This is a genomic window from Acidovorax sp. (assembly GCF_016783915.1).
GTDB lineage: Bacteria > Pseudomonadota > Gammaproteobacteria > Burkholderiales > Burkholderiaceae_C > Acidovorax.
In genome coordinates this window covers 1-7,235 of the sequence record NZ_JADHVT010000191.1, presented here as the reverse complement: position 1 = coordinate 7,235, position 7,235 = coordinate 1, and the positions used below count along the sequence as shown (strand labels likewise).

4 protein-coding genes and 1 pseudogene are annotated in these 7,235 nt (G+C 66.4%); 2 read left to right on the top strand and 3 right to left on the bottom strand.

What is annotated here, in order from left to right; genetic code table 11:
• From ISS20_RS22110 to ISS20_RS22100, 3 genes and pseudogenes are all read right to left on the bottom strand, one after another.
• A pseudogene (locus ISS20_RS22110) lies at positions 1 to 240 on the bottom strand (ABC transporter permease); the annotation flags it as partial.
• Positions 233 to 1,819: an ABC transporter ATP-binding protein gene (locus ISS20_RS22105; protein WP_291439598.1), complete on the bottom strand. Its 1,587-nt coding sequence runs from the start codon at positions 1,817 to 1,819 to the stop codon at positions 233 to 235. The pseudogene ISS20_RS22110 and the gene ISS20_RS22105, both read right to left, overlap by 8 nt.
• A 79-nt stretch (positions 1,820 to 1,898) precedes the next feature.
• Positions 1,899 to 2,831 carry a LysR family transcriptional regulator gene (locus ISS20_RS22100; protein ID WP_291439597.1) on the bottom strand — a complete coding sequence of 311 codons (933 nt, stop codon included), beginning with the start codon at positions 2,829 to 2,831 and terminating at the stop codon, positions 1,899 to 1,901.
• Between the two features lie 104 nt (positions 2,832 to 2,935).
• Here ISS20_RS22100 and xdhA point away from each other — a divergent pair, with 104 nt between their 5' ends.
• Positions 2,936 to 4,534: a xanthine dehydrogenase small subunit gene (xdhA, locus tag ISS20_RS22095; RefSeq protein WP_291439595.1), complete on the top strand. Its 1,599-nt coding sequence runs from the start codon at positions 2,936 to 2,938 to the stop codon at positions 4,532 to 4,534.
• Positions 4,531 to 6,879: a xanthine dehydrogenase molybdopterin binding subunit gene (gene xdhB / locus ISS20_RS22090; RefSeq protein WP_291439593.1), complete on the top strand. Its 2,349-nt coding sequence runs from the start codon at positions 4,531 to 4,533 to the stop codon at positions 6,877 to 6,879. Before xdhA ends, xdhB begins: the two co-directional genes overlap by 4 nt.
• Positions 6,880 to 7,235: the final 356 nt, after the last annotated feature.

The following is a 7,235-nucleotide window of genomic DNA, read 5'->3' as shown; positions in this document are numbered from 1 at the left end:
GAAACACACGGCCAGCCCCAGCGCAATCAGCAACAGTGGCGTGGCCTTGACCATGAGTTCGCCAATAGCGTACTGCGTCTTGATGGGCTCCCAGAAGAACACCTGCAGCCCTCGCACCGGGTCTTTGCCCAGCGCGATGAACAAGGCCACACCGATCAGCACGGTAAAGGCCAGCGCCAGCAGGGGCGAGCCGTAGGTCCAGAGCTTGGAAGCCTGGGGGCGTGGTTCCAGCTTAAGCATGCTGCACCTCCGCTGCCTTGGCCTGTTGTGCAAGGTGCGCTTGGACATCGGCATGCCACAGCCCGCTCATCCATTCACCGATGCGTTCCACCGTGGCCTCGGCGCGCGGCACCGAGGGCGACAGGTGCCCCTTGGCCACCACATGCAGCCGGTCGCAGATTTCAAACAATTCGTCCAGCTCCTCACTGACCACCAGCACGGCGCAGCCTGCGTCACGCAGGGCCAGGATGGAGCCCCGGATCTGTGCGGCGGCGCCCACATCCACGCCCCAGGTGGGCTGCGAAACGATGAGCAGCTTGGGGTTGGCGTCAATCTCGCGCCCCACGATGAACTTCTGCAGGTTGCCACCCGACAGCGACTTGGCCGCTGCGTTGGGTCCACCCGCCTTCACATTGAAGCGCCGGATGATGTCCTCGGCATGTTTTTGCAGCGCCCCCACCTTGATCCAGCCGCTGCCGCCAACCGAGTTGGTGCGCGTGAGCAGCAGATTGTGCGCCAGCCCCATGGTGGGCACGGCGCCCCGGCCCAAGCGCTCTTCGGGCACAAAGTGCAGGCCTAAAGCGCGGCGCTGGCCGGGACCCATGCGGCCCGCGTTCTGGCCGGACACCTGGATGCTGGCAGGCTCGGCGCGCTGGTCTTCGCCCGACAGCGCATAAAGCAATTCTTTTTGCCCGTTGCCCGACACTCCGGCAATGCCCACCACCTCGCCCGCCTTCACTTCAAACTGCAGGTCGATCAGGTCCACGCCAAACTGGTCGGCGCGCGGCAGCGACAAGCCCTTGACGCGCAGCACCGTGGCGCCGGTCTGCACGGCGCGGTGTTCCAGCGCAGGCGGTTCGGCGCCAATCATCAGGCGCGACAGGGACGCATTGGATTCCTCGGCCGGGTTGCACACGCCCGTCACCTTGCCGCCGCGCAGCACGGTGCAGGCAGTGCACAGCGCACGAATTTCGTGGAGCTTGTGGCTGATGTAGAGGATGCTGCAGCCCTCGCTGGCCAGCTTGCGCAGCACCACAAAGAGCTTTTCGACCGCCTGGGGCGTGAGCACCGAAGTGGGCTCGTCCAGGATCAGCACCTTGGGGTTGGTGAGCAGCGCGCGGATGATTTCTACCCGCTGCATCTCGCCCACGCTCAACGTGTGCACGGGGCGCAAGGGGTCGATGTCAAGGCCGTATTCGGCGGCCTTGGCGGTGATGCGGCCGGTCACTTCGGCCAGCGTCAGGCTCTTGTCCAGGCCCAGCCACACGTTCTCGGCCACCGTGAGGGTGTCGAACAGGCTGAAATGCTGGAACACCATGGCAATGCCCAGGGCCCGCGCCTCTTGCGGGTTGCGCACCTGCACGGCCTGACCGTTGAAGAACACGCTGCCTTCGTCGGGTTTGACCGAGCCGTAGATGATTTTCATCAGCGTGGACTTGCCCGCGCCGTTTTCGCCCAGCACCGCGTGGATTTCACCCGGCAGCACCGTGAGCGACACGCCGCTGTTGGCCACCACGGCCGGGTAGCGCTTGGTGATGCCCACCAGCTGCAGCCGTGGCGGCGCCGCACCAGGCGCTGAAGGATTGGGGGGAGAACTCATGCGGGGATTGTCTCTCAGTTTTACAACTTGTTATAAGAATGAAAATACCTCTTGGCGCTTGTTCAGCATACCCAAGCAGCTATTCTTTTCGTAGCGAAGCAGCCACGGTTTTCACACAGTCGCGCAGCCAGGCGGCGGCCGCCGAGTGGTGCGTGCGGGCGTGCCACAGCTGGTAATACATGAGCCGGGGGAAGGGCACCGGGCACGGCAGGATGGCCAGGGGCAGCTGGTCCACATACCGCTCACAGTACTGGCGGCCCGTGGTCAGCACAAGCAAGCTCGATGCCACGATGCTAGGGATGAGGCTGAAATGCGCACAGCGCGCCGTGATGTGGCGCTGCATGCCCAGGCTGTCCAGGTGAGCGTCGATCACGCCGCGCGCGCCGGGGTGGGTGGGGGTGGGCGCGATGTGCTCGGCGGCCAGCCAGCTCTCCACGTCCCAGCCGCGCCGCACGGCGGGGTGGTCCTTGCCCACCAGGCAGACCACCTCGTCGCCAAACAGCCGGCCCATGTGCAGATCGTCCGGCGGCTGGGGCCAGTTGCCAATCACCAGATCCACCTCGCCCTGCGCCAGGTGCGCGTGGTAGTGCGCGTCGGCCGACAGGGGCAGGATCTCGATGGGGCACAAGGGCGCTTCGACCTTGATGCGGGCCACCAGCTGGGGCAAAAAAAGGGGGTCGAGGTAGTCGCTGGCCGCCACGCGGAAGGTGCGGGTGGCGGTGCGCGGGTCAAACCCGCGTGCATCTGAAAACAGCGCCTCCGCGGCGCGCAGGATGGCCCCCGCGGGCTCCACCATACGCAGTGCGGCATCGGTGGGCATCATGCTGGCGCCGGAGCGCACCAGCAGCGGGTCGCCCGACAGGTCGCGCAGCCTTTTCAACGCAGCCGACACCGCCGGCTGGTGCATGCCCAGGCGGACGGCGGCCCTCGATACGCTGCGTTCTGTGAGCACGGTGTGCAAGACCCTTATGAGATGGAGGTCTATCTTGTCGAAAAGGGCGTGGTCTCTCATAGCGGTGTGGGCATGGGTGCCATAAGCTTGCGCATATGCCGGTAACGGTACTGCGTTCTACCCTCTGCTGAACCTTTCCATCAAAGATCGAAGTGGCGTTTGTCATGACAACAAGACCCTTGCAATTCCTGCGCCGAGGCCAGCCCGTGGCGCTGGGCAATGTACCACCCGACCGCACCCTGCTGGAGGTGCTGCGCGAAGACCTGGGCAACACTGGCACCAAGGAGGGCTGCGGCGAAGGCGACTGCGGCGCCTGCACCGTGGTGCTGGGCGAAGAACGCGACGGCCAGTTGCACTACAGCGCCGTGAACAGCTGCATCCGCCTGGCGCATTCGGTGGACGGCATGGCGCTGTGGACGGTGGAAGACCTGGCCGAAGACCCGCTGATCCAGCCTGTGGGCGATACAGCTCCCGCTGCACAACAAACCATCACGCTCCATCCAGTACAGGAGGCCATGGTCCAGTGCCACGGCTCCCAGTGCGGCTTCTGCACCCCCGGTTTTGTCATGAGCCTGTTCGGCATGTACCAAAGGCACATTGCCCCCACGCTCCCCACTGCGTGTGGTTCGCTGCCCCCCGAGGGGGCCCTCGCGCCTAGGGGCGGCCCGTCGGCGCTCGACCACGTCCGCCACGGCCAACCCATCACCCGCGAACTGGCGCAGGAAGAACTCTCGGGCAACCTGTGCCGCTGCACCGGCTACCGCCCCATCCTTGATGCCGCCCAACAGATGGCATCGCTGCCCGGCATGGCGGTCAACGAGGCCGAAGTGCTACAAAAACTGAAGCTGCTGCGGCATGATGCACTGGCGCAAGCAGCCGATTCGGCCTACATCGCGCCCTCCACCCTCCCAGAGCTGCTCACAGCCCGCGCGGCCCACCCAGGCGCCCAGGTGGTGGCTGGCTGTACCGACGTGGGGCTGTGGGTGACCAAGCAGCACAAGCAATACAGCCAGGTGCTGGACGTGACCCGCGCGGCCGAGCTGCGGCAGGTGGCACAGCACGCCGACGCCATCCACATCGGCGCCGCTGTCACGCTGACCGACGCGTTTGCAGCCCTCACCGCTCAGTGGCCGCAGCTGCACCGATTTGCCACGCGGTTTGCGGGGTTGCCCGTGCGCAACTCGGGCACGCTGGGCGGCAATGTGGCCAACGGCTCGCCGATTGGCGATTCCATGCCGCTGCTGATCGCACTGCGCGCCCAGGTGGTGCTGGCCAGCCAGGCCCGGGGCGAGCGCCAGCTGCCGCTGGAAGACCTGTACACCGGCTACCGGCAGAACGTGATGGCGGCCGATGAGCTGCTGGTGCGCATCGTGGTACCCCGCCCTTCTGCCCAAGAACAGCTGCGGGCGTACAAGATCTCAAAGCGGTTTGACGACGATATTTCTGCTGTGTGTCTGGTGCTCAACCTCGACATCGCGGACGGCACCGTGCAGCGCGCCAGCATCGGCGCGGGCGGCGTGGCTGCCACCCCAGCCCGCGCACGGCACACCGAAGCGGCGCTGACCGGCCAGCCCTGGACCGAAGCCACCGCACAGCGCGCCGCCGCCGTGCTGCAGGCCGAGTTCAGCCCCATCTCCGACATGCGCGCCAGTGGCGCCTACCGCCGCCAGGTGCTGGGCAGCCTGCTGCAGCGCTACTGGCTGGAGAGCCAGGGCCAGCCCTCGGTCAGCCTGGACACCTTGACTCTGGAGGCCGCCGTATGAACGCGCCCCACACCATCGCCGAAACCGCCCTGCCCGCGCCCACCCGCGCCGCCATGGGCCAATCGCACATCCACGAAAGCGCCCGCGCCCAGGTGGCAGGTGCCGCGCACTACATAGACGACCTGCCGGAAGTAAAGGGCACGCTGTACGCAGCGCCCATCCTCTCCACCGTGGCTCACGGCACCCTGAATGGGGTGGACGCCACCGCAGCCCTCGCGCTGCCCGGCGTGCGTGGCGTGGTGCTGGCCAGCGACGTGCCCGGCGACAAGATCCTGGCCGCGTTCGGGCACGACGAGCCCGTGTTTGCGCTGGACAGCGTGCAGTTTGTGGGCCAGGTGATCGGACTGGTAGTGGCCGATTCGGTCATGCAGGCGCGCCGCGCGGTGCGCGCCGTGAAGCTCGACATCTCCCCCCTGCCCGCCGTGCTGACGGTGCAGGACGCGCTGAAGGCGCAAAGCTATGTGCTGCCGCCGGTGTTCGTGCGCCGTGGCAATGCGGCCACGGGCCTCGCGCAATCGGCGCACCGCATGCAGGGAGCGTTTGAAGTCGGCGGCCAGGAGCACTTCTACCTGGAGGGCCAGATCGCCTACGCCATGCCGCTGGAGCAAAAGCAGTGGTGGATCTACTCCAGCACCCAGCACCCTGGCGAGGTGCAGCACTGGGTGGCGCACGCGCTGGGTATCGACAACCACGCGGTCAAGGTGGAATGCCGCCGCATGGGCGGCGGCTTTGGCGGCAAGGAGACGCAGGCCGGGCACCTGGCTGTTTGGGCCGCCGTGGCTGCCAACAAGCTGGGCCGCCCCATCAAGCTGCGGCTGGACCGGGACGAGGACTTCATGGTCACCGGCAAGCGCCACCCGTTTGCGTACGAGTACGACGTGGGCTTTGACGACACGGGCCGCATCACGGGCCTGAAGCTCCAGATGGCCGCCAACTGCGGCTTCAGCGCCGACCTGTCGGGCCCCGTGGCCGACCGCGCGGTGTTCCATGCCGACAATGCGTACTACCTGGGCGATGTCGAGATCGCGTCGTACCGCTGCAAGACGAACACGCAAAGCCACACCGCCTTCCGCGGCTTTGGCGGCCCGCAGGGCGTGATCGTGATCGAGGCCATCCTGGGCGACATCGCGCGCGCGCTGGGCCGCGATGCGCAGGACGTGCGCCTGGCCAACCTGTATGGCAAAGATGCGAGCACGGGCCGCCACGTCACCCACTACCAGATGGCGGTGGAAGACAACATCCTGCACGAACTGCTGCCCACGCTGGAGCAGACCTCGCACTACCGCCAGCGCCAGGCCGAGATTGCGGACTGGAACGCGCACAACACCGTCATCAAGCGCGGCCTGGCCATCACGCCCGTCAAGTTCGGCATCAGCTTCACGGCCACGCTGTTCAACCAGGCGGGCGCGCTGGTGCATGTGTACACCGACGGCAGCGTGCAGGTGAACCACGGCGGCACCGAGATGGGCCAGGGCCTGCACACCAAGGTGGCGCAGATCGTGGCCGACGAGCTGGGCGTGCCCCTGCACCGTGTGCTGGTGACGGCCAGCGACACCAGCAAGGTGCCCAATGCCAGCGCCACCGCTGCCAGCAGCGGCACCGACCTGAACGGCCGCGCTGCGCAATATGCAGCGCGCAACGTGCGCGACAACCTGGCCTCGTTCGTGTGCGGGCTGGACGGCTGCGGCGCAGGCGCCATCCGGTTTGCGGGCGGCCAGGTGATCTCGCCCAAGACGGTGCGCAGTTTTGAAGAGGTGGTACAGGCCGCGTACGCCAACCGCATCCAGCTGTGGAGCGACGGTTTTTACCGCACGCCCAAGATCCACTACGACAAGACGACCCTCACCGGGCGCCCGTTCTACTACTTCAGCTACGGCGCGGCCTGCACCGAGGTAGCCATCGACACCCTCACCGGCGAGAGCCGCGTGCTGAAAGTGGACATCCTGCACGACGTGGGCCACAGCATCAACCCGGCCATCGACATCGGCCAGATCGAAGGCGGATTTGTGCAGGGCATGGGCTGGCTGACCACCGAGCAGCTGGTGTGGAACGACAAGGGCTATCTCGCCACCCACGCACCCAGCACCTACAAGATCCCTGCGACGGGGGACATTCCGGCGCACTTCAAGGTGGACCTGTGGCCCGAGGCGAACCGGGAGGACAACGTGGGTGGCAGCAAGGCGGTGGGGGAGCCGCCGTTCATGCTGGCGATCAGTGTGTATGAGGCGCTGCGCAATGCGGTGGCAGCGGGGCGTAGCGGCGTGGATGCTGCGGCGCCGGTGGTGTTGACAGCGCCGGCGACTGCAGAGAATGTGCTGAAGGCGTTGGGGCGGTTGGGAGAGTGATATTTTCGCTGATGGCGCTAGTGGAATATGCGCTTGTAGCTATCATTTTTGCATCAACGTCTTTATTCGGAGGTTGGTGTGCGGGTGTGACTGCATGCCTCGGTTGAGGGCGGAGGCCGGGAGTCGCCCGGCAGGCGAGTCCCTTTCTTTCGCGTCGCCGAAAGAAAGGAACCAAAGAAAGGGAGACCCCACTGTCTGCGTCCCCGCCGCTGCGCGCCGGGGCAACCTGCGGTGCTCGGGTTTGGCGGGGTCTCGCTCAACTCGCGCCGCTGCGCGTCGCTCAGACACACGCGAGCCCTGATCCGCCAAACCCTGCGCTCCTCGGCGCATCCACAGGGGCAAGGGGAGCAGAACAT

What these genes read in the sequence shown, in the direction of transcription:
- ISS20_RS22105 (WP_291439598.1), bottom strand. Translation starts at nt 1,819, where the DNA reads ATGAGTTCTCCCCCCAATCCTTCAGCGCCTGGTGCGGCGCCGCCACGG.
- ISS20_RS22100 (WP_291439597.1), bottom strand. Translation starts at nt 2,831, where the DNA reads ATGAGAGACCACGCCCTTTTCGACAAGATAGACCTCCATCTCATAAGG.
- xdhA (WP_291439595.1), top strand. Translation starts at nt 2,936, where the DNA reads ATGACAACAAGACCCTTGCAATTCCTGCGCCGAGGCCAGCCCGTGGCG.
- xdhB (WP_291439593.1), top strand. Translation starts at nt 4,531, where the DNA reads ATGAACGCGCCCCACACCATCGCCGAAACCGCCCTGCCCGCGCCCACC.